Source organism: Catellatospora tritici (assembly GCF_019083965.1).
Taxonomy (GTDB): Bacteria; Actinomycetota; Actinomycetes; order Mycobacteriales; family Micromonosporaceae; genus Catellatospora; species Catellatospora tritici.
Genome location: NZ_JAHRCY010000011.1, coordinates 263,822 through 287,883 on the forward strand (window position 1 = coordinate 263,822; position 24,062 = coordinate 287,883).

17 protein-coding genes and 1 rRNA gene are annotated in these 24,062 nt (G+C 70.0%); 13 read left to right on the plus strand and 5 right to left on the minus strand.

Annotation, left to right across the window (positions count from 1 at the left end; translation table 11 throughout):
• The first annotated feature begins 80 nt into the window (after positions 1-80).
• The 3 genes from KUA19_RS44640 to KUA19_RS25380 all read left to right on the plus strand — a co-directional run bounded on the left by KUA19_RS44640 (position 81) and on the right by KUA19_RS25380 (position 6,033).
• Positions 81-2,657, plus strand: coding sequence for a malectin domain-containing carbohydrate-binding protein (locus KUA19_RS44640; RefSeq protein ID WP_217399675.1), 2,577 nt, complete (start codon positions 81-83; stop codon positions 2,655-2,657).
• 241 nt (positions 2,658-2,898) lie between these two features.
• A complete protein-coding gene (locus tag KUA19_RS25375; protein WP_254550060.1) occupies positions 2,899-4,218 on the plus strand; it encodes a hypothetical protein in 1,320 nt (439 codons plus the stop codon).
• A 273-nt stretch (positions 4,219-4,491) separates the two neighbouring features.
• Complete coding sequence (locus tag KUA19_RS25380; RefSeq protein WP_217399678.1) at positions 4,492-6,033, plus strand: CBM96 family carbohydrate-binding protein; 1,542 nt, start codon at positions 4,492-4,494, stop codon at positions 6,031-6,033.
• Positions 6,034-6,088: 55 nt separating this feature from the next.
• On the opposite strand, the gene KUA19_RS25385 is transcribed toward KUA19_RS25380, so the two are convergent.
• The 3 genes from KUA19_RS25385 to KUA19_RS25400 are packed head-to-tail and all read right to left on the minus strand — an operon-like array spanning position 6,089 to position 9,020.
• Positions 6,089-7,000: a glycosyltransferase family 2 protein gene (locus tag KUA19_RS25385; protein WP_308167626.1), complete on the minus strand. Its 912-nt coding sequence runs from the start codon at positions 6,998-7,000 to the stop codon at positions 6,089-6,091.
• Positions 6,997-8,553 carry a glycosyltransferase gene (locus KUA19_RS25390; RefSeq protein ID WP_308167627.1) on the minus strand — a complete coding sequence of 519 codons (1,557 nt, stop codon included), beginning with the start codon at positions 8,551-8,553 and terminating at the stop codon, positions 6,997-6,999. The genes KUA19_RS25385 and KUA19_RS25390 overlap by 4 nt, the downstream gene beginning before the upstream one ends.
• Complete coding sequence (locus tag KUA19_RS25400; protein ID WP_217399682.1) at positions 8,550-9,020, minus strand: glycosyltransferase family 28 protein; 471 nt, start codon at positions 9,018-9,020, stop codon at positions 8,550-8,552. The genes KUA19_RS25390 and KUA19_RS25400 overlap by 4 nt, the downstream gene beginning before the upstream one ends.
• A 382-nt stretch (positions 9,021-9,402) precedes the next feature.
• Here KUA19_RS25400 and KUA19_RS25405 point away from each other — a divergent pair, with 382 nt between their 5' ends.
• The 7 genes from KUA19_RS25405 to KUA19_RS25435 are packed head-to-tail and all read left to right on the plus strand — an operon-like array spanning position 9,403 to position 18,284.
• A complete protein-coding gene (locus tag KUA19_RS25405; RefSeq protein WP_217399684.1) occupies positions 9,403-11,130 on the plus strand; it encodes a Wzz/FepE/Etk N-terminal domain-containing protein in 1,728 nt (575 codons plus the stop codon).
• The gene (locus KUA19_RS25410; RefSeq protein WP_217399686.1) at positions 11,127-12,134 is read left to right on the plus strand and encodes a DUF3048 domain-containing protein; all 1,008 of its coding nucleotides are present in this window, start codon (positions 11,127-11,129) and stop codon (positions 12,132-12,134) included. The genes KUA19_RS25405 and KUA19_RS25410 overlap by 4 nt, the downstream gene beginning before the upstream one ends.
• A complete protein-coding gene (locus KUA19_RS25415; RefSeq protein WP_217399688.1) occupies positions 12,131-13,561 on the plus strand; it encodes an O-antigen ligase family protein in 1,431 nt (476 codons plus the stop codon). Before KUA19_RS25410 ends, KUA19_RS25415 begins: the two co-directional genes overlap by 4 nt.
• A complete protein-coding gene (locus tag KUA19_RS25420; protein WP_217399690.1) occupies positions 13,558-14,787 on the plus strand; it encodes a hypothetical protein in 1,230 nt (409 codons plus the stop codon). The genes KUA19_RS25415 and KUA19_RS25420 overlap by 4 nt, the downstream gene beginning before the upstream one ends.
• Positions 14,777-15,643 carry a sulfotransferase domain-containing protein gene (locus tag KUA19_RS25425; protein WP_217399692.1) on the plus strand — a complete coding sequence of 289 codons (867 nt, stop codon included), beginning with the start codon at positions 14,777-14,779 and terminating at the stop codon, positions 15,641-15,643. The genes KUA19_RS25420 and KUA19_RS25425 overlap by 11 nt, the downstream gene beginning before the upstream one ends.
• Positions 15,640-17,274 carry a lipopolysaccharide biosynthesis protein gene (locus KUA19_RS25430; RefSeq protein ID WP_217399694.1) on the plus strand — a complete coding sequence of 545 codons (1,635 nt, stop codon included), beginning with the start codon at positions 15,640-15,642 and terminating at the stop codon, positions 17,272-17,274. Before KUA19_RS25425 ends, KUA19_RS25430 begins: the two co-directional genes overlap by 4 nt.
• Positions 17,271-18,284, plus strand: coding sequence for a glycoside hydrolase family 26 protein (locus tag KUA19_RS25435; RefSeq protein ID WP_217399696.1), 1,014 nt, complete (start codon positions 17,271-17,273; stop codon positions 18,282-18,284). Before KUA19_RS25430 ends, KUA19_RS25435 begins: the two co-directional genes overlap by 4 nt.
• 60 nt (positions 18,285-18,344) lie before the next feature.
• Here the strand turns inward: KUA19_RS25435 and KUA19_RS25440 are convergent, their stop codons facing one another.
• Together KUA19_RS25440 and KUA19_RS25445 are read right to left on the minus strand one after the other, a co-directional pair.
• Positions 18,345-19,850, minus strand: a complete 1,506-nt coding sequence (locus KUA19_RS25440) for a sugar transferase (RefSeq protein WP_308167628.1) — start codon at positions 19,848-19,850, stop codon at positions 18,345-18,347.
• A 268-nt stretch (positions 19,851-20,118) separates the two neighbouring features.
• On the minus strand, positions 20,119-21,285 hold the full coding sequence (locus tag KUA19_RS25445) for a homogentisate 1,2-dioxygenase (protein ID WP_217399698.1): 1,167 nt from the start codon (positions 21,283-21,285) through the stop codon (positions 20,119-20,121).
• Between the two features lie 110 nt (positions 21,286-21,395).
• Here KUA19_RS25445 and KUA19_RS25450 point away from each other — a divergent pair, with 110 nt between their 5' ends.
• The 3 genes from KUA19_RS25450 to KUA19_RS25460 all read left to right on the plus strand — a co-directional run.
• Positions 21,396-22,229, plus strand: coding sequence for a hypothetical protein (locus tag KUA19_RS25450; RefSeq protein WP_217399700.1), 834 nt, complete (start codon positions 21,396-21,398; stop codon positions 22,227-22,229).
• Positions 22,226-23,401: a fumarylacetoacetase gene (gene fahA / locus KUA19_RS25455; RefSeq protein WP_217399702.1), complete on the plus strand. Its 1,176-nt coding sequence runs from the start codon at positions 22,226-22,228 to the stop codon at positions 23,399-23,401. The genes KUA19_RS25450 and fahA overlap by 4 nt, the downstream gene beginning before the upstream one ends.
• A gap of 580 nt (positions 23,402-23,981) precedes the next feature.
• A 16S ribosomal RNA gene (locus KUA19_RS25460) occupies positions 23,982-24,062 on the plus strand; the annotation flags it as partial.

The window sequence follows — 24,062 nt, forward strand, 5'->3', positions numbered from 1 at the left end:
CAGCCCCGCGCGCGTCGTCGCGTATGGGCGATGGTTGGCCCACGCCGACCCCTTCTCTATGTGCTGGGTGGGAGAAAACTGTGCGAAGGCTTAGTCGCACCTCGGTGGCTGGGCTGTCCGCCCTTGCCATCACGCTACTCGGCATCGGTCCAGCGCAGGCGGTTCAGCCGGTTTACACCAGCCTGCCGTCCGCTGTCCCGTCCACCGCGACGCCGAACATCAACGACGGCACCGTGAACTCCATCGTCAAGGTGGGGAACAAGGTGATCGTCGGCGGCACGTTCACGGGTGTGACCGACCGAGGCCCCGGAACCAACTACCCGAAGGCGAACCTGTTCGCCTTCGACGCCACCACGGGTCTGGTGGACCCCGCGTTCAGCCCGATCATCAACGCCGAGGTCTCTCAGGTGATGCCGGGTCCGATCGCGAACACGGTCTACGTCGCCGGCCGGTTCACCGCCGTGAACAACACCACCGGTGGCGGCTACGCCAAGCTGGTGCTGCTCAACACCGCCGACGGTTCGCTGGTCACCACGTTCAAGGCTCCGGCCTTCAACGGTGCGGTGAACACGGTGAAGCAGTTCGGCAGCCGGCTGCTGGTCGGTGGCTTCTTCACCACGGTGACCACGGGCACCACGGTCGTCACCCGCAAGGGTCTGGCGACGCTGAACGCCACCACGGGCGCGTTCGACGCGTACATGAACATTCCGCTGGCGGGACACCACAACTACAACGGCACGGGGACGAGCTCCTCGGTCGGCGCGACCGACCTGGACATCACCCCCGACGGCACCAGGGCCGTCGTCATCGGCAACTTCAAGACGGCGAACGGCGGTGACTACGACCAGGTCGTCCAGATCAACCTGGGCGCGACCGCCACGATCGCATGGTGGCACACCAACCGCTTCGACGACGTGTGCAAGCGCGAGGCGTTCGACAAGTGGGTGCGCGACGTCGACTACTCGCCGGACGGCAAGTACTTCGTCGTGGTCACCACCGGTTCGCCGTTCGGCGTGACCTCGCTGTGCGACAGTGTGTCGCGCTGGGAGACCGCCCCGAACGCCAGCTTCCTCCAGCCGACGTGGGTCGACTGGACCGGCGGCGACACGCTGCTGTCGGTGGCGGTCACGGGCACGTCGGTCTTCGTCGGCGGGCACGAGCGCTGGCTGAACAACAGCGACGGTGCCGACAAGGCGATGCAGGGCGCGGTGGCTCGTCCGGGTCTGGCCGCGCTGGAGCCGCTGAACGGTGTGCCGCAGGCGTGGAACCCGGGTCGTCACCCGCGCGGCATCGGCGCCTCGGCGCTGTACGCCACCGCTGAGGGCCTCTACGTCGGCTCGGACACCGAGTACGTCGGCAACTTCGAGTACAAGCGCGGCCGGATCGCGTTCTTCCCGCTGGCGGGTGGCTACACGCCGCCGGCCGGGGTGGTGGGCGACCTGCCGACCGACGTGTTCTTCCCGAACAACACCGTCACCCTGCCGGGCAACCAGGTGCTGTACCGCGTGAACGCGGGCGGTCCCGAGGTGGCCGCGACCGACGGCGGTCTGCCGTGGGCCGTGGACACCGCGGCGTCGCCGAGCCCGTACCACAACACGGGCAGCTCGGTGGTCTCGGTCAACTCGAACACGATCACGCTGGACCCGTCGGTGTCGGCGAGCACCCCGCTCGCCGTCTTCAACGACCAGCGGTTCGACGGCACGGCCGCGCCGGAGATGAGCTGGGCGTTCCCGGTTCAGTCCGGGGCTCAGGTCGAGGTGCGCCTGTCCTTCGTCGCGCGGGACTACGCCTACCACGTCGCCGGTGACCGGACGTTCGACATCAGCATCGACGGCGTCCTGAAGGCCGACGACTACGACACGGTGGCCCAGGTGGGCTACAAGATCGGGCACACGCTGTCCTTCCCGGTGACCAGTGACGGCACGGTCAACATCGACTTCACCCACGTGTTGCAGAACCCGGGGATCGAAGCGATCGAGATCATCCGTACCAGTGCCGCCACGGGCAGCGGTGTGTCGAAGCGGTCGTACACCGGCACCAGCACCGCCGGTGCGCTGACCGCGGTCGGCGGGGTGGACGGCACCGTGTGGGCGAACCTGCGCGGCGCCTTCCTGGTGGACAACAAGCTGTTCTACGGCATGTCGGACGGCAACATGTACGTCCGTTCCTTCGACGGCACCACCTTCGGTCCGGCCGCGGTGCTCAACCCGCACTCGGACCCCCGGTGGGACTCGGTCCACGTGGACGAGAAGGACACGACGAGCGTGACCTACGCCGGCGTGAAGAGCGGCCTGTACACCGACCTGCCGAACGTGCGCAGCATGTTCTACAGCAACGGGAAGCTGTTCTACACCATCGCCGGGCAGAACAAGCTGTTCTGGCGCTGGTTCAGCCCGGACAGCGGCATCGCCGGGTCGCAGCGCTTCGAGATCGCGGGCGGCGGCACGGCTTCCACCGCGCTGGAGTGGCTGGCCGACACCTCCGGAGTGCTGTTCCTCTCCGGCGGGAACCTGTACTGGTCGCGTGGCGGCACCGACGGTCGCCTGATCAAGCGGGCGTTCAACGGCACCGCCTTCAGTGGCACCGCGGTCGCGGTCAGCGGCCCGTCACTCGGTGGCGTCGACTGGCGTTCGCCGGGCGCGTTCATCCGCGGCTGACGAGATACCGAACGCAGTAACCGGACCGGCCACCTTCTGGTGGCCGGTCCGGCACGTTTCGGCGCCTGACCGGTTCGGCGAAACCGGTCCGTCCGGCCGACTTTCGACACCTGGTGTCGGATCTGGTCCGATTTGGTACGTCAATTCGCACTCCTAATCCCTTTTGGCGGCAATAGTTACGGCCGTCCACGGGTCGGTTCGGCGACAGCCTTAACATCTGTGAACTGGCAGCATCCGAACCATGTCTGGGTTCTCACTGGTACGCCCCAGGAGGCGGCGACGTATCGTGCTCGCCGCGCTCACCTCGGCGGCGACGCTGGTCGCGGTCGCCCTGGGCGCCTCCGCCTCGGCTGTGTCGGCGCAACACACCAGGCTGGTCGGGCTGGACCCGGTCAACTGGACGCCACACGCCCTCGACGGCACGGCGTACAAGGTGCTCGCCATCGGAAACCGCGTCTACGTCGGCGGCTCGTTCACGCGCGTGCGGCCGTACAACTCGACCACGGCGACGGCCCAGCCGCGCCTGTTCGCCTTCAACGCCACCACCGGTGCGCTCGACACCACGTTCCGGCCGGTCGTCGACGGTGCGGTGCGGGCGCTGGTCGCCGCGCCGGACGGGCAGTCGCTCTACCTGGCCGGGGACTTCACCAACGTCAACGGCGTGCGCTCGCGCGGCGTGGAGCGGATCAACGCCGCCACCGGCGCCTCCTGGGCGGGCTTCACCGTGCCCGACATCGCGGGCGGGGTCGACGACATGAAGCTGTCGGGCAACCGGCTCATCATCGGCGGCCGGTTCCAGACCGTGGGTGGAGTCACCCGGCGCGCGCTGGCCGCGCTGAACGCCACCACCGGCGCCCGGGACGACTTCCTCAACGTCAACGTCGACGTCGCCCGGGTCACCACCGCCGGGGTCACCTCGGCGATCAAGGTGACCGGCCTGGACGTGACGCCCGACGGCACCCGGTTGGTCATCATCGGCAACTTCAGCCGGGTCTCCGGCCAGCTGCGCGAGCAGATCGCGGTGGTGAACCTCACCGGCGCGGCCGCGACGCTGTCGCCGTGGACCACCATCCGCTACCGCGAGCAGTGCCTGGACACGTTCCCGACGTACATGCGCGGCGTCGACATCTCCGCCGACGGCAGCTGGTTCGCCGTGGTGACCAGCGGCGGCGGCCGCACCGGCGCGCTGTGCGACACCGCGGCCCGGTGGGACTTCGGCACCGCCACCTCGGGCAAGCAGCCGACCTGGGTCAACTACACCGGCCGGGACACGCTGCTGTCGGTCTCGGTCGCCGGCGCCGCCGTGTACGTGGGCGGCCACCAGCGCTGGCTGGACAACCCCCAGGGGCACAACGACGCCGGGCCGGGCGCGGTGCCCGCCGAGGGCGTCGGCGCGATCAACCCCGTGACCGGCAAGGCGCTGGCCTGGAACCCGGGCAAGGACCGGGGCGTGGGCACCGAGGACATCTACCCCACGGCGGCCGGACTGTGGATAGCCAGCGACACCGATACAGTTCATGGCGAGTTCCATGGAAGGATAGCTTTCTTCCCATTGCCGTAAGCCTGGTCGGAATCGCGATTCTGATCAACGGTCACGAATGTGTGATCGACATTCGGTGGTGAACTGTGCGGCGCGCTGCGGGTGATCACCCGCGGTGGCGCCGCACAAGGCTGCCGTGCGCCATCCCTCGAAAGCGGTCGCGTACCGCTGGACATGCTCGGAGTCTGAACAGTGACCTATACAGAACGGACCCGACGTCGCGTACCCCCGCCGCGGGACTTACGTCGGCCGCCGAGACGCCCGGCCGCGGGATTGTTCCGCGGTCGGATGCTCGTGGCGGCCATCGCGGCGACCGTCGTCGGCGCGGCCCTCATCGGCACCGCGGTGGTGCTGGCGAGCGGGGACGACCCGCCCGCCACGACGACGCTGAAGATCAAAGTCAGTGAGGACACCTACGTCGTACGGGAGCAGCCCGACAGCGCCTTCGGCGCCGAGGACAAGCTGGTCGCCGTCTCCAAGCCCGACTACTACGCCGTGACCTACCTCAAGTTCGACGTGCCCATCCCGACCGGCTACCGCATCGCCGCGATGTCGCTGCTGGTGCAGGCGCAGGACAAGCCGCCGAGCCACGTCAAGGCACGCTCGGTGCTGTCCAGCGACTGGACCCAGAAGGACCTCGCCTACGCGCACCGGCCCGGTCTGGGCGACGTGCTCAACGAGGCCCCGGCCGTCTCCGACTCGAACCTGATCACCTTCAACGTCGACAACGCGATCCAGCCCCTCACGCAGCCGATGCCGACCGCGAGCCAGTACTCCTTCGCCGTCACCAACGCCAGCGACAGCAAGCCGCTCACCCTGTACGCCGGGGAGCACGGCGAGGGTCGGGCGGTGCTGGAGGTGACCTACATCGAGGCGACCGCGACCGATTCGGAGATGCGGGAGGCGATCCAGGGGCGGGAGAGTCCCGACCCGAGCCGCAAGCCCTCGGGCACGCCGTCACCGGGGGCGTCCGCGTCCGGCACGCCGGATCCGGGTGCCAGCCCGTCCACCGGTGCCTCCACGGGCCCGCCGCCGAACCTGCCGACCGGCTCCACGCTGTGCGGCGCCTCCTTCTACCAGGAGAACGGCGAGTCGTACACGCAGGCGCTGGCGCGCGAGGACGGCTACTTCGGCGGTATGGAGGCGGCGCGGGTGTTCTACCCGGGCGCACCGGCCAACTGGCCCGGCAGCGCGGGCAACGCCAAGCGGACCGTGATCGTGTCGTTCAAGTACAACCCCAAGGAGATCCTGAACGGCTCGCGCGACTCGTACCTGCGCGGCTGGTTCGCCGGCGCGCCGCGTGACCGCGACGTGTACTGGGTCTACTACCACGAGCCCGAGGACAACATCGAGTCCGGCGTCTTCACCGCGGCCGACTACCGGGCCGCCTGGCGGCGCCTGGCGGGCCTGGCCGACCAGGCGGGCAACCCGAAGCTGCACGCCACCCTGGTGTTGATGGACTGGACCCTGATGTCGCAGTCGGGCCGCAAGTGGCGCGACTACTACCCGGGCGCCGACGTCATCGACGTGCTCGGCTGGGACGTCTACAACTGGGACAAGAACAAGTACACCAGCGCCGACGACCTGGTCGGTCGGGTGCAGGCGATCTCCAACGGTGAGAACAAGCCGTGGGGCATCGCCGAGATGGGCAGTGCGAAGATCAGCACCGACTCGTCCGGCAGCGGGCGGGCTGGCTGGCTGACCTCGATGGCGAACAAGGCGATCACGGGCAAGGCGCTGTGGATCACGTACTTCGACATCAACTGGTCGACGGCCGACTTCCGTCTGCGGGACTCGGTCTCGCAGCGGGCCTGGCGCGACTTCTGCGACCGGTGACCTGAAGAAACGGGCGGGGCCGGGGATCAGCTCCCGGCCCCGCCCGTTTGTTGGCTCAGATGCCGCGGCCGCGCTTGTGCAGCTTGCGCAGCACCGAGTCGGCCGAGACCAGGCGCGTGGCCACCGCCAGCGCCAGGTACGAGCGCGCCTCGCGCGGGCTGTGCCGGATCGTCTTGCGTACCCACCGGATGGCGTCCTTGCGGTGCCCACCCGCCGCCTGCGCGAACGCGATCTGCCCGGTGATCCGGGCGTGCCCGCGCGGCGCGGTGTCGAACTCCGGGTACCGCTCCAGCAGCCACTGCAGCGCCTCGGCGATGGTCGCCCAGCGCGCGGTGAAGTACGACTGCCGGTGCCAGCGCACCCGCACCCCCACGCCCGGCGCGTTGGCGATCGGCGCCCGCCGCGCGGCCCGCAGCAGCAGCTCGTAGTCCTCGGCGTAGCTGCCCGGGATGTTCTCGTCGACCAGACCGATCCCGTTCACCAGGGCGTCGCGGCGGAACAGGAACGTCGACGGGTGCAGCTCGGTGAGCCGGTCGCGCAGCAGATCCGGCAGCGTGATGCTGTCCTTGCCCAGGGTGCGGTCGACGTCGCGGCCGTCGTAGTCGATGACCACGCCGACGCAGCACAGCTCCGACTCCGGCCGGGCGTCCAGCAGCGCCACCTGCGCGGCCAGTTTGCCGGGCAGCCACTCGTCGTCGTCGTCGCAGAACGCGACCAGCTCGCCGGTGGCCGCGCCGATGCCGGTGTTGCGGCCGCCGGCCAGGCCCTGGGTGCGCGCGTTGGTGATGACCCGGACCTGGCGGTGCGGGTCGTCGCGGCGCAGCGACAGGTCGGGCTCGCTCTGGTCGAAGACCACGATCACCTCGATCGGGCCGGGGTACTCCTGCCCGAGGATGGCGTCGAGCGCCTTGGCCAGCAGTTCGGGCCGGTTGCGGGTGGGCACCACCACCGAGACCTTCGCGGTCACTTCTTTCTCCAGTCCAGGTAGCCGTAGCGGGCGCGGAGCGGCCACGTGATCAGGCTGAGCACGCGGCGCTTGCGGGCGGCGAGCTTGGCCCGCCAGGCGGCGTCGAGCCGCAGGGTCAGCGCGCCGGTGGTGAAGCGCATCGGGTTGCCGGCGACCGTGTGCGTCGCGGCCAACTGCGCCGTCGGCAGACCGTCGGCGGTGGCGGCGGGGCGGTCGAGCAGGTCCATCTTCCCGGTGGGCAGGTCGCTGAAGCCGCGGATGCGGCGCAGGCTGTCGGCGGGGGCGGCGACGAAGTCCTCGTACCGCATCCGCAGCACCGGCGTGCCCACCCAGTCGAGCAGGTGGAACAGCGCGTTGTGCACCAACCAGAGCAGGCCCGAGCTGACCGTCGAGTACGTCGGCATGTACACCTCGGCGTCGACGATCTCCGGCCGCAGCACCTCGCGGCTCCACGAGTACGCCACCGCGCGCCCGTCGCGCACCAGGTGCAGCACCCGGAAGTCGATGCCGCGGGCGTGCCGCAGCGCGAACGCCAGCGAGGCGTGCTTGCTGGAGTCGACCACCACCGACGCCCCGGACACCTCGGCCACCGCCTGGTAGAGCTTGCGGTGCAGTTCGCCGTACGTGCGCAGGTCGTTCTTGCGGCGGGTGGCCCAGAACGGCAGCGCCAGCCGCGCCACGAACCGCATCCGGTCGACCCGGTGCTTGAGCGCGAGGACCTGCTCGACGTCGAGGGTGTCCCAGCCGCCGTAGGCGACCTTGCCGACCCTGCCCCAGAAGTCGCAGTCGCGGAACCGTACGCCGCAGCCACAGCGCTCGTTGTCGCGCAGCGCCCGCTCCCAGGTGTGGGTCACCTCGCCGACCGCGCACACGTCGGGCGCCTGCCCCAGCAGCCGGTCGGTCAGCGTGGAACCGCTGCGGCCCCAGCCGCCGATGAACAGCACCCGCACCTCTTCGTCGGCGTGCCGCGCCTTGGCCGAGGCCAGGGTGTCGATGAGGTCGCCCACGCGCCGCACCGCGGCGGCGGACTCCGCGCCCGCCTGGGCGGTGTCCAGTCGCAGCGCCTCCGGCTCGGCCAGGGCGGCGTCCAGCACGGCGCGCAGCGAGTCCTCGGTGCGGCACAGCCGCACCATGCCCGCCTCGCCCATGTGCGCGGCGAAGCGCTGCTGGTGGTCGTCGACGTGCTCGCCCCGGGTCGGGTCGCGGGGCACCACGACCGGGATGTGCCCGGCGCGTCGGGCCTCGGTGATGGTGGCCGGGCCGCCGTGGCAGACCACCAGCCCCGCCTCGCGCAGCCGTACGCCGAGGGTGGCGTGGTCGAAGAAGGCGGACGAGCCGGGCAGGTCGCGCGGAGTGGACGAACCGTACTGCATGACGCACGGCACCCCGTTCTCCTCCGCCCACCGCGCGGTCCAGTCCAGCAGCCGATCGAACGGGTGCACGTCGGTGCCGACCACGACGAGCAGTGGTGCGCGTCCGGTTTGGGAGGGTTCGTGGCGGCGTGGCGCCGGTACGGTCAGTTCGCGCTGGGTGTGGATCTCGGGCGCGGTCACAGCAGCGGCCCCACCAGTGTCGCTCCCTTGTAGAGGGAGAGCTGCTGGCTGAACTGCACCAGCATGCGCGAGGTGAACGGACGGCACAGCCGCGCGGTCAACGTCCGGGTCTCCAGCCGGTCGTACACCTCGATGTACACGGTCGGGATCCGGCGCAGTCTGGCCAGCACGAAGAAGGGCAGCGCGACCCCGGCGCCGGTGGTGATGACCGCGTCGGGTCGGGTTCGCCGCAGCACGCCGAAGGCGAGGAAGAAGTTGCGCACCAGGTTGGGAATGTTGCGAGTCGTCGGATAGTGGGCGTAGACGACATTCTCCTCAGCCAGCAGGCTGTGCGCGTCGGGTGTGGGGAAGGTGACCCAGGTACGGGCCCGGTCGGTCCACCACGGCTGCAACGCGTACAGCTGCGCGAGGTGGCCACCGGACGACCCCACGAGCAAGACATGGCGGGCGTGTTTTCGTTCGGCCATCCCAGTTCCTCTCAGAGACGACCGCAGCTTAACGGCACCTTTTAACATTTCGCTTCGGTGTACTGTCGGTAGCCCGACAACGAACACCTTCTGCCAGTACGTATTTCGGGCACACGGGCACGACCTGCGGGTTAACCGACGGCCGATCCGTTCGGATGAGGGCGAAATCCGCCGTGTTTCCCGACACGGCGACGTCCAATAACTCCGGTCTGAACAGAAGTGGCCGTTTGGCTGACCGGGGGATGCAAGCCGGTGACTAGCGTGAAACCCTGTCTACCTAGGATGACCGCCTGCGTGTGGCCACTGACCGGTCGGGCCGGGTATCTGCCCAGCCGAGCGCCAGCCGAGCCGAGTGTCAACAGGTTGTGAACAAGGGGAGCACATGGCAACTAATTCACCCTCGGTGCAGACGGCATCCATCGGTGACTACGTGGGCTGGTTGGTACGCCGGTGGTGGCTGGTCGCCTTCACCGTGTTCCTTGGCGGCGTGGGCGGCCTCGTGGTCGCCGCCGTGCAGGAGAAGGTCTACATCTCGGAGACCAAGGTCCTGGTGATGCAGGTCGGTCTCGACACCAGCGTCAAGGTCAACCTCGACACCGAGTCGCAGGTTGTGAGCTCGACCACCGTCGCCGAGTCCGCCCAGCACTTGCTGGCCAGCTCGACGCCGGTCAACGAGCTGGTGGAGCGGGTGTCGGTGACCGTGCCGGCCAACACCTCGGTGCTGGCGATCGCGTTCGAGGCGCCGACCGCCGAGGAGGCGCAGGCGGGCTCGCAGGCGTTCGCGCAGGCGTACCTGGACCAGCGGGCGGCCGATGCGAACAAGAGCCTCGATGTGCAGATCGCCTCGCTCAAGGATGAGATCTCCACTGCCACCAAGAGCCTGAACGAGGTCGCGGGCCGGATCGCCGCGCTGGCCGGCAACTCGGTCGACAAGCAGCAGGCGATTCAGCAGCAGCAGATCCTGACGCAGCAGATCAGCACGCTGAACAACCGCTTGATCCCACTGCTGGCCGCGGTGGTCAAACCGGGCAGCATTCTCTCTGCCGCCACCAAGCCGGACTCTCCGGCCAAACCGGACATGAAGCTGTACCTGATCAGCGGCATCGGTATCGGCCTGCTGCTCGGCCTGGCCGGCGCGCTGGTGGTCGACCGCCTCGACAGCCGGATCTACAACAGCCGCCAGCTGCCCTACCGCGTCGACGTGCCGATCCTGATGGAGCTGCAGCGCGGCCGGGACAAGATCGCCGTCGCCGACGCGGCCAGCCATCTCGGCCGTGAGTTCAGCCTGCTGCGCAACACGCTGCGCGTCGCCGCGGGCACCGCGCGCGGTGGCCGTCCGTCGCCGACCGACGCACTGCTCATCTGCGGTGCCGCCCGTGGCGGCGCGGTCGAGTTCGTCGTGGCGAACCTGGCGGCCGCGTTCGCCCGCTCCGGCGAGCGCGTGGTCGTGGTGTCGACCGACCCCCAGTCCTTCCTCCCCGGGATGCTGGGCGTCAACGCCTCCGTCGGCCTCGGCGACGTTATCGCCGGCACCGCCGACCTGGACCGGGCGCTGACCAAGGTGCCCACGATGCACAACGTCACGCTGCTCACCCCGGGCCACCTCGACCCGCGCGTGGAGCTGCCGGTCGCGGTCGTCTCGCAGCTGCTCGTCGAGCTGCAGGAGCGGGCCGACCGGGTGCTGCTGGCCACCGCGCCGCCGAGCAGCGCGGTCGACGCGCAGGCGATGAGTGAGATCGCCGCGGCGGTGCTGCTGGTGGTCGAGACCCGCGCCGCGCGGATGGAGGACGTCGAGTCCTCGATCGAGCAGATCTCGCGGGTGCAGGGTGCCCTGGCCGGCCTGCTGGTCGTGCGCAACCCGCGCGCGGCACGCAACAGCCGCAAGTTCCGTCAGCCCGCGCCGGTCCCGGCCCAGCTGACCGCACCGGCGGCCGTCAAGCTGCCGACCGTGCGTGACCACGACATGACGATGGTCATGGACCGGGTGCCCGCCGCCTCCGAGGAGTTCGAGCCGATCGCCTTCTGGCAGCCCGGTGCGGACGAGTCCGACACGCAGGCGGTCGGCAACAGCCGCAGCGGTACGGGTCAGTCCTCGGCCGACGCGCGATGAGCCGGACGCTGCGGGCGTACACCGGGGCGCTGGCCGCTGTCGCGCTGCTGGCCTCGGGCTGCTCGATCGACGATCCGGCCAAGTCCACCGGCGCCCCCAGCGCCCAGCCCACCTTCACCCTGCCCTCGCCTTCCCCGCTCCTGCCTCGGGCTCCGTTGACCGGGGTGGAGACCGACGAGGTGGCGGCCGCCCGGACGTCGGTGCTGGTGCCGATCGAGGTCGGCACCGGCGCCGCCGCGCCAGTCGGTCTGGACAAGGCCGACCTCGTCGGCCTGGAGTTCGCCGAGGGCAGCCTGCTGCGGGCGACCGCGGTGTTCCAGTCGCAGGCCGCCGCCAAGGTCGGCCCGGTCGCGGCGGTGCGTCCGACCGACCTGAAGCTGTTCAACCAGTTGCGTCCGTTCGTGGCACACAACCACACCGAGGCACAGGGCTGGCTGGACACCCTGAAGTCGACGAACCTGCCCTCAGGCACCCCGAGTACCCGCAAGGCCGGGTTCACCACGGTCTCCGGCCGCGCGTACGCGAACGCGGCGAGCCTGCAGGCCCCGACCGCGTCTGCCAACGCACTGCCGTCGGCGCTGTTCCAGTACGCCCAGCGCGGTGAGTCGCTGGCGGCGACCGGTCTCGACCCGGCCGCGGCGGTCACCGTGCAGGTGGCCGGGCACACCACGCTGACCTGGCGCTTCGACGAGGCCACCAAGCGCTGGCAGACCACGGTCGGCGGAGTGCCGGTCGCGGCGGCCAACCTGGTGCTGCTGACGGTGCCGTACAAGAAGAAGCAGGTGAGCGCGCTGCACCGGACCGTATCGCTGGCCGACCTCGGCGGGACCGGGGCTGCTCGCGTGTTCGGCGCCGGACAGGGCGTCACCAGCACCTGGAGCAAGATCGGCGGGCTCGACTCCGCACTCAACCTGCTCGGCCCGTCGCAGTCCCTGGTGCGGCTGGCCACCGGCCCGACCTGGGTGCTGCTGCTGCCCACCACCGCCAAGGTGACCGTGTCGTGACCACCGCCGTACCTGCCCGCTCGCCCGAGCCGGAGCCGTCAGTCCGCGCTGTCGCCGCGGCACCGCCGCGCGCGCTGGCCGCCCCGCCACTGCTGGGCCACCGTGCCCGGCAGCGCGATCCGATGCCGCTGCGCGAGTGGGCCCTGTTCGCGATGATCGTGCTGTACCCGGTCGGCTGGCTGCTCGGGCTCACCCTGGTCTGGATTCCGCTGCTGGCGGTCCCGATGGCGCTGGAGCTGTTCCGGCGCGGCCGGGTGAAGCTGCCCGCCCCGTTCGCGCTGTGGGCGCTGCTGATCTTCCTGGGGCTGGTCAGCTCGGTCATGCTCGGCACCACGGTGCCCGGCGCGCTGCCGCCGGAGATGAGCATCGGCCGCATCCTGGCGTACGTCCAGCGTATGTCCGACCTGGCCGCGGCCGGGGTGGTGCTGCTGTACATCGGCAACCTCACCGAGCGGGAGCTGCCCACCAAGCGCGTGGTGAAGATGCTCGCCGGGCTGTTTGTGGTGCTGGTCATCGGCGGCCTGGCGGGCATGGTGCTGCCGCGCTTCACCATCACCACCCCGCTGGCCGAGGTGCTGCCGAAGTTCCTGATCAGCAACGGCTTCGTCCGCTCGTCGGTGAAGATCGAGCTGTCGCAGTGGCAGAGCATCCTGGAGGAGGCGCCACGGCCGCGTCCGGCGGCGCCGTTCCAGTACACCAACACCTGGGGTCAGTGCCTGGTGCTGCTGCTGCCCTGGTTCCTCATCGCGACGCTGCACAACACCAAGTCGCTGTGGCGGCGCTTCTGGGCGATCGGCGTGCTGGCGCTGGCGATGGTGCCGACCGTGTTCTCACTCAACCGGGGCATGTGGCTGGGGCTGGGGCTCGCGGTGGCCTACCTGACCGTGCGGCTGGCGATCCGGGGCAGCGTGCTACCCGTCGTCGGCGTCATGGTCGGCGTCGCGTTGGTCGGCATCATCACGCTGACCACTCCACTCGGCGCCACCGTGATGGAACGGATCAACACCCCGCACTCCAACGAGGGCCGGGCCTCGCTGAACGGCGCTGCGGTGACGGCCGCGATGGGCTCGCCCATCATCGGGTACGGCGGGCAGTCGGAGACCATCGGCAGCGAGCGTTCGATCGCCATCGGCCAGAGCGCCAGCTGCGAGCAGTGCGGCAACCGCGACATCGGCAGCGACGGCCAGCTCTGGGCGCTGCTGATCACGCAGGGCTTCGTCGGCGCGGGCCTCTACATCCTGTTCTTCCTGTGGATGGGCTGGCGGTTCCGGCGCGAGCACTCGTGGATCGGCATCGCGGGCGGCCTGGTCGTCCCGCTGGCGCTGTGGTTCATGACGATCTACAACTCCGGCGGCATGACGCTGGTGATCATGATGGCCGGGTTGGGCCTGATGTGGCGCAACGCGACGACGAAGGCATACCGGTGAGCAGCTACCTGCACGAACTCGGCCGCCTGCTCGGCGGCGACGGTGCGTCCGGCGAGGTCTTCGTCGGCCGCGGCGCGCCCGGCGCCGCCGAGACCTACACCGTGGTGCCGAACGCGGCCTCGCCCCGGCTGCTGGTGCCGCACGGCGACCGCCGCGCCGCGAGCGCCGCGATCAGCCACACCAGCGCGCCGCGTTCGGTCAAGGACCGGCTGCGCCAGCGCGTCCTGTCCGGCGTCTTCGCCACCGGGGTCGGCGGTCTGGTCTTCCGGGACCAGGTCGCGGTGCGCCGCGGCGGCACCCTGGCCGAGCACCTGAGCGAGGTGGTCGGCACGTCGGTGCGGATGAGCGTCCGGTTCGGGCCGCCCCGCGCCAACCGCAAGCCGGTGCTCCAGCTCATCGACGCGAAAGCGCGCACCGTCGGGTACGCCAAGGTCGGCGTCAACGAGCTGACCACCACGCTCATCCGCGCCGAGCACGCGGCCCTGGCCGACCTGGCCGACCGTGACCTCGCCCCCGCGCGCATCCCCGAGCTGCTGCACTTCGGCCCCTGGGGTGACGCGCAGCTGCTGGTCATGAAGGCGCTGCCGGTATGGCGCCAGGCCGGCGGCCCGCAGCTCGACCCGGCGGAGGGCACCATCGCCGCGATGCGTTCGCTGGCCCGGGTGCACGGCGTCAGCACCGGCCGGTTCAGCGGCGGCTCCTACGCGGAGCGGCTGTCCGCACAGGTCGACGCGCTGGGTGACCGCCCGGCCGCGCACCTGATGCGGGGCGTGCTCGCCGCCTGCGCCGACGCCGAGCTGTCGTACGGCTGCTGGCACGGCGACTGGAACGGCGGCAACATGTCGATCCGCGGCGGCGAGGTGCTGCTGTGGGACTTCGAGCGGTTCACCGCCGACGTGCCGGTCGGTTACGACGTGCTGCACTTCGAGCTGCACGAGGCGGTGACCGTGCACGGCGCGGTCCCGGCGATCGCCGCGGCCGACGTGGCGGCCCGCGCGGCCGCGCTGCTGGCGCCGTTCGGGGTTGACGCCGACGTCGCCCCCGCGGTGGCGGCGCTGTACTTCACCGAGATCGGCAGCCGCTACCTCGGTGACCGGCAGGACGGCTTCGGCACGCCGATGGGCCGGGTGGACGAGTGGATCGGGCCGGCGCTGGCCGGGCTCGGAAAAGACTGGGCGGCTCTGGCGGGGAAGAGCCAGGTGGGGGAGGAAAACGATGGCGAGTAGCCGGGTCCGGAAGATCCTGTCGCATCAGGCAGGTGTGTTGGCCCGCTCGGCGGGACGGTTGACGGCGGACCGGCGGATGACCCCGTCGTTCCTGATCGTCGGCACTCAGCGGGGCGGCACCACCTCGCTGCACAAGGCGCTGGCGCAGCACCCGTCGTTCCTGCCCGCGCGCTTCCGCAAGGGCGTGCACTACTTCGACATGGACTACCAGCGCGGGCACCGCTGGTTCCTGGGGCACTTCCCGAGCCGGGCGAAGGCGGTCCGGCTGGCGCAGGCCTCCGGGCACCCGGTGATCACCGGCGAGGCCAGCCCGTACTACATGTGGCACCCGCTGGCGCCCGAGCGCATCGCCCGGGACCTGCCCGGCGTGAAGCTCATCGTGCTGTTGCGCGACCCGGTGGGCCGCGCCTACTCCGGCTGGTCGCACGAGTACGCCCGCGGTTTCGAGACCGAGACCTTCGAGCGCGCGGTCGAGCTCGAGCCGCAGCGGATGGCCGGTGAGCGAGAGCGGATGAAGGCCGACCCGAGCTACCACAGCCACGCCGTACGGCACCTGGCCCACCTCGGCCGGGGCGAGTACATCGACCAGCTGCTGCACCTGGAGGCGCTGGTCGGCCGCGAGCGGCTGCTGGTGATCGACAGTGAGGACTACTTCGCCCAGCCGCAGGCGGTCTTCGCCGACGTGTGCCGGTTCCTGGACATCCCCGACGTGGCCGGGATCGTGCACGACCAGCACAACGCCCGCTCGCGCACCCCGATGTCGGACGAGCTGAAGCAGCGCCTGGAGGAGCACTTCGCGCCGTACGACGAGCGGCTGGCCGCCTGGCTCGGCCGCACGCCCAGCTGGCGCCGATGAGCACCGAGGCCCCCGCCCATCAGGGGACGTACGGCGTGGACCGCGGGCGCATCATGCGCACCGGCATCTTCAACCTGGTCGGCGCGGGCGTCTCCGCGGTGGCCGGGTTGGCGCTGACGGTCGTGGTGACCCGCGGCTTCGCCGCCGACGTCGCCGGGGTGCTGTTCAGCCTCACCTCGGTCTTCCTGATCCTGTCCGCCGCGGCCGTGCTCGGCGCGGAGACGGGTGTGGTGTACCTGCTCGCCCAGCAGCGGGTGACCGGCGCGACCGACCGGATCGGGGCCACGGTGCGGGTGGCCGCCACCCCGGTGGCCGCGGCGAGCATCGTGCTGGCGGCGGGGCTGTGGCTCGCCGCGCCCTGGTTCGTCGAGTCGACGCTGCCCGACGCCCCGTCCGGGACGGTCGCGGCGGTCCGGGTGTTCGCGCTGTTCCTGCCCGCCTCCGCGTTGACCTCGGTGTTCCTGGCTGTTGGCCGTGGCCTGGGCACTACGCGCCCGCTTGTGCTGGTGGACCGGGTGCTGCGCCCCGGGCTGCAGCTGGTCGGCGCGGCCGCGGTGCTCGCGGCGGGGCTGACCGGTTCGGTGGGTCTGGCCCTGTCCTGGGTCCTGCCGTACGCCCTCGGCGTCGTCATCGCCCTGGCCTGGTCGATCCGCCTGCAGCGCGGCGCGGCACGCGGCGGTCCGCGCCCGCAGCCGCCGGTCCGGGAGGACTGGACGCGCTTCTGGCGCTACAGCACCCCGCGCGCGGGCACCGGCCTGGCCCAGCTCGCGCTGCAGCGACTGGACGTGGTCCTGATCGCCGCGCTGCGCGGCCCGGTCGAGGCCGCCCTCTACACCGCGGCCACCCGGTTCCTCGTGATCGGGCAGCTGGGTGGGCAGTCGCTGGCGACGGCGGTGCAGCACCGGTTCTCCGGGCTGCTCGCGCAGGACCGCCACGACGAGGCCAACCAGATGTACAAGATGACGACCACCTGGCTGATCACGCTGATGTGGCCGTTCTACCTGCTCTGGGCGATCTTCGGCGCGCAGCTGATGGCGGTCTTCGGCGACGACTACGCCGCCGGGGCCACCGCCGGTCAGGTCGGCGTGGTGCTGTCGCTGGCGATGCTGGTCGCCACGGCCTGCGGCATGGTCTCCACGGTGCAGGAGATGGCGGGCAACACCGGGGTCGCGTTCTTCCAGACCCTGCTCGCGCTCGCCGTGAACGTGGCGCTGGACCTGATCCTGATCCCGCGGCTGGGCATCCTCGGCGCCGCGCTCGGCTGGGCCGCGGCGCTGCTGCTGAAGAACCTGCTGCCGTTGGTGCAGCTGCAGGTGCGGCACCAGCTGTCGCCGCTGTGCCGGGCCGGGTTCATCGCCATGGGTTCGGCCGTGGGCTGCTTCGCCGGGATCCCGCTCGCGGCGCGGGCGGTGCTCGGCGCACACGTGCTGGTCGACCTGGCGTCGGTGTTCGTCGCCGTGGTCGCGTACGCGGCACTGGTCTGGTACAACCGGCAGACGCTGCAGCTGGCCGGGCTGCGTGGACTGCGCCGCCGTGGTGGAAAAGCGGCGCGGACGACGGAACCCGAGCCGGAGCCGGAGAGTCTGTCGCTGGGGGATTCAGCGGTTTCCGGGGAGAAGACACTGCGATGAGGAAAGTGATTCCGGCGGTCGGGCTGACCCTGGCCCTGACCGCGGGCGTCGGCGCGTGCGCGCCGAAGGGTGACAACGATGTCCCGTCGCGGACGGCCCGTCCGCGAAGCACCGCCAATGCGATGCCACCGCCGTCCAGCGGGCCGTTCGCGACCACCGGTCGCGGCCCGGAGCTGCCCGACGACGGCGCCTGGTTCGGCGCGTACGTCGACGCGCCGCAGCGCACCGGCGACCGCCTCGACGCGATCAGCGCGTTCGAGCAGGCGATCGGCCGTGAACTGACGATCGCCCACTCGTTCCACCCGTGGCGGGAGGACTTCCCGTCGACGTACGACTACGAGCTGGTGCACCGGGGCAAGCTGCTGCTGCTGTCGTGGGCGGGCACCGATACCCGCTCCCTGCTGACCGGGGTGTACGACGACGAGATCCGTCGCCGCGCCGAGGCGGTGCTGGCGTTTCGGGCACCGATCCTGCTGCGCTACCGGTGGGAGATGGACCGGCCGAACCTGCAACCGGTGGTGCACTCGCCGGAGGACTTCGTGGCCGCGTGGAAGCACGTGCGGCAGATCTTCACCGAGGTCGGCGCGACCAACGCGGGCTGGGTCTGGTGCCCGCACGCCGACGGTTTCGTCGACGGCCGCGCCCTGCCCTACTACCCGGGCGACGACCAGGTCGACTGGCTCTGCGCCGACGTCTACCCGGACGAGACGATGCCCAACTTCACGCAGATGATGGCGCCGGTGATGGATTTCGCCCGCCAGCACCCCCGGCCGCTGATCATCGGCGAGTTCGGCGTGGAGAAGGAGGGCGAGGGCGAGCGGGCGGGGTGGTTCGACGAGATGCGCCAGGTCCTGCACGAGCAGCCGCAGATCAAGGCTGTCGTCTACTTCCACGGGCGCACCGACAAGAAGCCGTTCTACGACACCACCTTCGAGGGCGAGCCGTCGGCGCTGGAGGCGTTCCGCAAGCTGGCGGACGATGACTACCTGTCGAGCAACCCGTTCAACTGAGGCTGGAAACGCTGAGGGCGTCCGGGGCATGCCCCGGACGCCCTCAGCGTTTTGGTCGTGTCAGTAGGCGCCGGAGGAGCGCAGCACCGCGGTGCAGGTGCGCAGCAGGATGACCAGGTCCAGCGTCAGCGACCAGTTCTCCACGTAGCGCAGGTCCAGGCGCATCGACTCGTCCCAGGACAGGTCGGCGCGGCCGGACACCTGCCACAGGCCGGTCAGGCCCGGCTTGACCACCAGCCGCCGGTGCATGTCGGCGGGGTAGCTGGCCACCTCGCTCGGCAGCGGCGGGCGCGGCCCGACCAGCGACATCTCGCCGCGCAGCACGTTGATGAGCTGGGGGAGCTCGTCCACCGAGAAGCGGCGCAGGAACCGGCCGATCGGGGTGACGCGCGGGTCGTTGCGCATCTTGAACAGCACGCCGTCGCTGCTCTCGTTCAGGTGCGTCAGCTGGGCCAGCCGCGACTCGGCGTCGACGTACATCGAGCGCAGCTTGAAGATGGGGAACTCCTTGCCGTTCTGGCCCACCCGGATCTGCTTGAAGAAGACCGGGCCGCGGCCGTCGCGCGGCAGCCGGATGGCCAGGGCGCAGAACAGCAGCAGCGGCGAGAAGGCGAGCAGCAGCAGGGCCGCACCGACCCGGTCGACCATGTCCTTGACCAGGTGCCGGGTGCCGGAGAAGCGCGGGTGGTCCAGGTGCAGCATGGGCAGGCCGTCGGCGGGGCGGATGGTGGTCCGGCTGTTGGCCACGTCGATCAGGGCACTGGCCACCATGAGGTCCACCTTGGACTGCTCCAGCCGCCAGGCCAGGCGGCGCAGCTCGGCGCCGGCCAGCTCGGGGCAGGTCAGCACCACCACGGTGTCGGCGCCGGCGTCGCGCACCACGGCCGGGACCTCGCGGATGGTGTTGTAGACCCGGATGCCCATGTCGGCCAGCGGGGTGCCCGGCCGCAGCACCGGCACGCACGCGGCCACCACGCCGAGGCCGTGGTAGCGCTCGTGGCGCAGCTGGCGGGTCAGTTCGATGACCGAGCTCTCGTGGCCCACCACCACCACGCGGCGCAGGCACTTGCCGTCGGCCCACGCCCGGTGCAGGCGGCGGCGCAGCAGGTAGCGGCTGACCAGGCCCAGGAATGTCACGATCGGCACGGCGATGACCACGTAGCCACGGGCCACGCCCAGGTCCAGCGCGTACGACCCGAGGCCGATGGCGGCGGCCAGGATGAGGCCGCTGCGCAGCACCCGCTGGTACTCGTCGTTACCCACGAACAGATAGCGACGGTCATAAGCCCGCGAGCAGAACAGGGTCACGATCCAGGTGACCGGGACGGAGAGGCTGAAGTAGAGGTATTCCTCCAGCGCCGTACGCCCGAAGATGAGCCGCAGCGCCACCAGCGCCGCGACGAGGCCGACCGTGGCGTCACCGACCACCAGACTCTTGACGTACCTGGACTCCCATCCTGAGCGGGCGCTCACCTGCGGCTTCACCGAGGCGGTCCCCACGGCGGCCTTGCGCGCGGGCGCAGTCGCCGTCGACGGCGTCTTCGCTCCGACTTGGACGGTAGTCACTGTCAGCTCCCCACTGAGAGTGCCGGTCTTGCGGATACACGTCTATGAACTGGCGACATGTGCGGCCGAATTCATCTTCGAGTCGTCATGATGCTACTTAACATCTATGTCTGGAACATTAAAAGTAAGGCTTTGTCACTTACCAGACGGGCGGCCGAGGGGGTGGGTAGTCCCTTCGGTGGAATGGCACTAGGGCGTTAGACGGGTCCGAATAGTACGAACCGTCCAACGCCCTAAACGTCAGTGACGCGGTCTGTCAGTCAGCGCGTCACGCCGGTGGCCGACCCGACCACGTCCAGGCATACCCGGGATCTTCGCAGGAAAGCCCCGGCTCGCACAGGTCCAATGGGCGGAACGTGTCCACCATGACAGCCAGTTCGTCGAACCGCTCGGCGCCGAGCGATCGTTCGGCCGCCCCGGGCTGAGGTCCATGGGTGAACCCTGACGGATGCAACGACAGAGAACCCTGGGAGATACCGGATCCGCGCCGGGCCTCGTAGTCGCCGCCGGTGTAGAAGAGGACCTCGTCGGAGTCGACGTTGTGATGGTTGTAGGGCACCGGAATCGCCAGTGGGTGGTAATCCACCTTTCGCGGCACGAACGAGCAGATCACGAAGTTCGGCCCCTGGAACGTCTGGTGCACCGGCGGCGGCTGGTGCAACCGGCCGGTGATCGGCTCGAAGTCGTGGATCGAGAACGCCCACGGGTAGAGGCAGCCGTCCCAACCCACCACGTCGAACGGGTGCTGGGCGTACACGTGCCGGGTCCAGCCGCGGCGGTGCTGCACCAGCACCTCCACGTCGGTGCCGTCGACCAGCAGCGGCTCGCTCGGCCCGCGCAGGTCCCGCTCGCAGTACGGCGAGTGCTCCAGGAACTGCCCGCGCACCGAAAGGTAGCGCTTGGGTGGTCCAATGTGGCCGGTCGCCTCGATGGCCAGCAGTCGAACCGGACCCTGCGGCACCAATCGGTGCACCACCGAGGTCGGAATGATCACGTAATCGCCCGCGACCGCGTCGAGCACACCGAAAACCGATTCGACCCGAAGCGTGCCCTCCTCGACGTACAGGCACTCGTCACCGACCGCGTTGCGGTACAGCGGAGAGGGAGCGTCGGCCAGCACGTACGAGATGCGGACGTCTTCGTTGGCGAGCAGGTGCTGGCGCCCGAGCACCGGGTCGGCACCCGTGCTGTCCAGCTTGTGCGGCTGCAGGTGCCGCGGCTTGAGCGGGCGGTTGGGCAGCCGGGTCCAGGACGGCGGGTCGAACTCGTCGGCCGCCACGATCGCGGTGGGCGCGTGGCGGTGGTAGAGGAGCGAGGAATCGGACGAGAAGCCCTCCTGCCCCATCAGCTCCTCGGCATAGAGGCCACCCTCCGGGGTACGGAACTGGGTGTGCCGTTTCCGCGGTACCTCGCCCACGCTGCGGTAGTACGGCATGACGACCTCCTGGTGTCGCTTTTAGGAGCGGTGTCCACTTTACGAATTGATCCGTCCGATAATCGGACGCACTTGTCCGCTCTATGTAGCGTCCATTAGATTGACTGATCATGTCAACGCCACCGTTGCTGGCTCAGCTGCTCGACGATGCCGCGGTCTTCCCGCCCGGCAGCGCCACGCTGCCCGACGCGGTGTCAGCGCACCGCGTCCACCGCACCGCCTGGTACGCGGGCCTGGTCGGCCCGCTGCTCGTGCCCGCCTCGCAACTGGGCCAGCTCGCCCCGCTCCTGTCGAAGGGCGAAGCGCTGGCGGTCGGCGTCATCGGCGACGGACCGCTGGCCGACTGCTTCGCCGTGCCCCCGGCCGGGGTGCGCGTGGTGCAGGTGGAGGCGGCGATGGCCCGCCGGGGCGAGGACCCGCTGCCCACCCTGGCCGCGTTCACCGCGCTGCTGCGCGAGCACGACCTGCGCGGCTTCGCCGAGATCCCGCTCGCCTGGGGGCTGCTGGCCGCACTCGACGCGCTCGCCGAGGCCCGCGCCGGCGGCCTGGACGTGTCCGCCAAGTTCCGCACCGGCGGCCTGGCCGCCGAGCTGTTCCCCACCCCCATGGAACTCGCCGCGGTCATCATCGCGTGCCACGAGCGGCAACTGCCGTTCAAGCTCACCGCCGGGCTGCACCACGCCATCCGGCATACCGATCCCGAGACCGGCTTCACCCACCACGGCTTCCTCAACGTGCTCGCCGCGGCCTGCGCCGCCGCGGACGGGATGGAGGTCGCGGAGGTCGCCGGGCTGCTCGCCACCACGCAACCGCTGACGCTCATCGAGGCCGTGCGCACCCGCCGGTCCCGACCGCGGCCGCTGTGGTGCGGGTTCGGCACCTGCAGCATTCCCGAACCCCTCGCCGACCTGCAAAAACTCGGACTACTGGACGGAAGCGCATGACCTGGGTGCCCGGAGCCGCCGGCAGCGGATTCGATCTCGACCATCTCCCGTACGGCGTGATCGTGCCCGCCGACGGGCGGCCCCGCTGTGCCGTACGCATCGGCGAGCTGGCGTTCGACCTCGACGCGGCCGAGGCCGCGGAGCTGGTGCTGGCCGCCGGCAGCCTGCGCGAGCCCAACCTCGACGCCTTCCTCGCGCTCGGACCCGCCCACTGGGCGGCCGTGCGTGAGCGGGTGACCGAGCTGCTCGGCGACCCGGCGCACCGCACCGCGGTGGAGTCGATGCTCATTCCGCTCGACCAGGTCACCAACGTGCTGCCCTGGACCGTCGCCGACTACGTCGACTTCTACTCCTCGGAGCACCACGCGGCCAACGTCGGCCACATCTTCCGGCCCGGCCAGCCGCCGCTGCTGCCCAACTGGAAACACCTGCCCATCGGCTATCACGGTCGCGCGGGCACCGTCGTGGTCAGCCAGACTCCGGTGGTACGCCCCAGCGGTCAGCTCGCCGCGGGCGCCTTCGGTCCGTCCCGCCGGCTCGACATCGAGGCCGAGGTCGGCTTCGTGGTCGGGGTCGGCTCGGAACTCGGCCGCCCGGTGCCCTGGTCGCGATTCGCCGACCACGTGTTCGGAGTCGTGCTGCTGAACGACTGGTCCGCGCGCGACATTCAGGCATGGGAATATCAGCCGCTCGGCCCGTTCCTCGGCAAGTCGTTCGCGACCTCGGTGTCGGCCTGGGTCACGCCACTGGCCGCGTTCGGCCCCGACGCCTGGGTGCGGGCGCCGGAGCAGGATCCGGCGGTGCAGCCGTACCTCGATGACGACCGCCGCGCGCTCGACCTGGCCATCTCGGTGGAATGGAACGGGCAGACCGTGGCCACGCCACCGTTCCGCACCATGTACTGGACGCCCGCGCAGCAGCTGGCGCACCTCACCGTCAACGGGGCAAGCCTGCGCACCGGTGACCTCTATGGCTCCGGCACCGTGTCGGGTCCGGAGCGGGCGCAGGTCGGCTCGCTGCTCGAACTGACGTGGGGCGGTCGCGAACCGGTGGTCGTGGGGGGCGAGGAGCGCACGTTCCTCGTGGACGGGGACACCGTCGTGCTGCGCGCGCGGGTGGGCGACATCGAACTCGGTGCCGTCTCCGGGACTGTTTTCCCAGCTCAGAGCTGATGTGACGGCGGGCACGCGCCCCCGATTTGCCAGCTCAACCGGCGTCCACGTAATGTTCTCTCTGCCAGCGGGGAACGGACAAAACACGCGAGCGAGAAGCTCAAGTCGAAGTCCGGAAAGCGCGGGACATTCGGGTGGTGCGGGACTTGCTTTCGCGAAACCGACCGAGTAAGGTACTACGAGCCGGCAACGAGCCGGGCGGATGAAGTCGCCAAGACAAAGTCTTGATGCCGATGTCCGGCCGGGTTGCAGGTTCTCCCCCACGAACGATCACCACTCTGGTGGTGTGTGCGTGCGGGGGCCGGGAAATCTGCTAAATCGATTCCTGTAGATCCTGAACTTTCAGGAAATTGCGGGTTGACACGATGCGGAAGACCTAGTAAGCTGGATGAGTTGCCCCAAACGGGATCTCACAATGTGAGACGAAGTTGGTGTGTGCTTGTTCTTTGAGAACTCAACAGGGTGCTAGATATGCCAGTGCCAATTTATTGATCACCTCGTCGTGGTCATTCCTTTGGTATTAAGCAAACATTCGGACATTTATTTGTCGGTGGTTGTTTTTTGCCGGGTTTTTGAATTCTTTTTGGAGAGTTTGATCCTGGCTCAGGACGAACGCTGGCGGCGTGCTTAACACATGCAAGTCGAGCGGAAAGGCCTTTCG

Bases quoted from the DNA above. Each gene is read 5' to 3' on its own strand.
- KUA19_RS25405 (WP_217399684.1), top strand. From the start codon at position 9,403: ATGGCAACTAATTCACCCTCGGTGCAGACGGCATCCATCGGTGACTAC.
- KUA19_RS25435 (WP_217399696.1), top strand. From the start codon at position 17,271: ATGAGGAAAGTGATTCCGGCGGTCGGGCTGACCCTGGCCCTGACCGCG.
- KUA19_RS25375 (WP_254550060.1), top strand. From the start codon at position 2,899: ATGTCTGGGTTCTCACTGGTACGCCCCAGGAGGCGGCGACGTATCGTG.
- KUA19_RS25445 (WP_217399698.1), bottom strand. From the start codon at position 21,285: ATGCCGTACTACCGCAGCGTGGGCGAGGTACCGCGGAAACGGCACACC.
- KUA19_RS25425 (WP_217399692.1), top strand. From the start codon at position 14,777: ATGGCGAGTAGCCGGGTCCGGAAGATCCTGTCGCATCAGGCAGGTGTG.
- fahA (WP_217399702.1), top strand. From the start codon at position 22,226: ATGACCTGGGTGCCCGGAGCCGCCGGCAGCGGATTCGATCTCGACCAT.
- KUA19_RS25410 (WP_217399686.1), top strand. From the start codon at position 11,127: ATGAGCCGGACGCTGCGGGCGTACACCGGGGCGCTGGCCGCTGTCGCG.
- KUA19_RS25430 (WP_217399694.1), top strand. From the start codon at position 15,640: ATGAGCACCGAGGCCCCCGCCCATCAGGGGACGTACGGCGTGGACCGC.
- KUA19_RS25450 (WP_217399700.1), top strand. From the start codon at position 21,396: ATGTCAACGCCACCGTTGCTGGCTCAGCTGCTCGACGATGCCGCGGTC.
- KUA19_RS25400 (WP_217399682.1), bottom strand. From the start codon at position 9,020: ATGGCCGAACGAAAACACGCCCGCCATGTCTTGCTCGTGGGGTCGTCC.